2 protein-coding genes are annotated in these 1,559 nt (G+C 42.7%); both read right to left on the bottom strand.

Going from position 1 to position 1,559, the window contains the following annotated elements:
- Positions 1-424 precede the first annotated feature (424 nt).
- Positions 425-604, bottom strand: a complete 180-nt coding sequence (locus CDZ78_RS10165) for a hypothetical protein (protein WP_087869917.1) — start codon at positions 602-604, stop codon at positions 425-427.
- Between the two features lie 2 nt (positions 605-606).
- Positions 607-1,266, bottom strand: a complete 660-nt coding sequence (locus CDZ78_RS10160; protein ID WP_087869916.1) for a nucleotide-binding protein — start codon at positions 1,264-1,266, stop codon at positions 607-609.
- Positions 1,267-1,559: the final 293 nt, after the last annotated feature.

Raw genomic sequence — 1,559 nt, 5'->3', positions numbered from 1 at the left:
GCGAAGTGATGATTTTTAGTCCGCGATAGCCGTAGGGCCGTTGTTTTGTCGGAGTCTGAGCGTTAGCGAAGGTGGAGACAAAATAAAAGGCCATCCGACACGGCGTCAAGTCATTTGGAGCCTATGTTCCGACCCCTTGTTGGGTCGGGACGAGGTGACGAGGACGAATCGGGGCCGCCGGAGGCATAAGTGGTCGCGTTAAGTTTTTGCTGCTTGCTTGGGCTGGGATGCCCAAAACAAGCTTTCGCAAAAATAGCGACTCCCCGATATATTAAGTAATAATAACATTACAAACATATACTATATAATATATATCATGCTTTTATTGATTATACTCCTAACATTAATTTCATATAAGTATTACTAATGAGGTTCCTTATACTCTTCAAACATTTCTAAAAATAAAGCATTCATTGATTGCCCTCTAAATTGAAGCCATAGCCTTAAATTCATTCTTTACCGTTTCAGGGATTTTTATTTGTAAAGGTATTATGGCATCGGGTGGAGTTTGGGCTGTGGCTTTGTTACTTTTCATTTCGCTTGCTTTCTTTACTGTGCGTTTTACTGGTACTTTCTTTTCGGTTGGTGGTGCGATTTTAGCCATTTTCACTTACTCCTTTTTAATTTTTTATCTTGGGTATTTATTGCTGCATCAACAATTTGCTGAATAATTTTATCGGTTTTTTCGTTCAACCCTTTATATTTGGTTTCGCTCAAAGTTCGCCCCGCGTCCATTGCCTGACTATATGCCGTTTTAAAGGGTATATATCCCTGTGATACGTTAAACGCCCAATTCTTTATAGTCTGGCGTGTGTCCATTGCTTCGCGCTCTCCGTTATCGGGAACTTTATCGACTACAAACAACATAGATGCGCGGGAAATCCCTTTGTTAATTAACTCGGTAGCTAGGTTTAAAGTCGGCTCTAAATCATCAGCATTAACGCCCACGGGGATTACGATTAAATCCGAAGCCTTAGCAACGGTTAAAAGGTGAGCATCAGCAAAAGCCTTACCATCAATAACTAATAAATCTGATATATCAGCGGCTTTTAATGCGGCTTTTGGCTCTCGATACAAAGCAACTTCTAACGCTGGCTCTATCTCTGCATCATCCCTACGCCCCGCCCAATTGAAAATAGTTTTTTGTATGGTGTCCATGTCTGCAACATGAACACTCCAACCACTACGGACAAATTCAACAGCAACCGCCCGCGCTACAGAGCTTTTACCCGTCCCGCCTTTTTGCCCTAAAAATGAAATTATCATACTTATAATACTCCTATATAAAGTAATAAAAACTACAAAGCATAATAAACATACGCTGAAAATCAGGGAAACGGAGCCTAAGCGAAGTGATGATTTTTAGTCCGCGATAGCCGTAGGGCCGTTATTTTGTCGGAGTCTGAGCGTTAGCGAAGGTGGAGACAAAATAAAAGGCCATCCGACACGGCGTCAAGTCATTTGGAGCCTATGTTCCGACCCCTTGTTGGGTCGGGACGAGGTGACGAGGACGAATCGGGGCCGCCGGAGGCATAAGTGGTCGCGTTAAGTTTTTGCTG

Origin of the sequence: Bathymodiolus platifrons methanotrophic gill symbiont (assembly GCF_002189065.1) — a bacterium.
Lineage (GTDB): Bacteria > Pseudomonadota > Gammaproteobacteria > Methylococcales > Methylomonadaceae > Methyloprofundus.
This window is presented reverse-complemented; position numbering and strand designations above follow the sequence as displayed.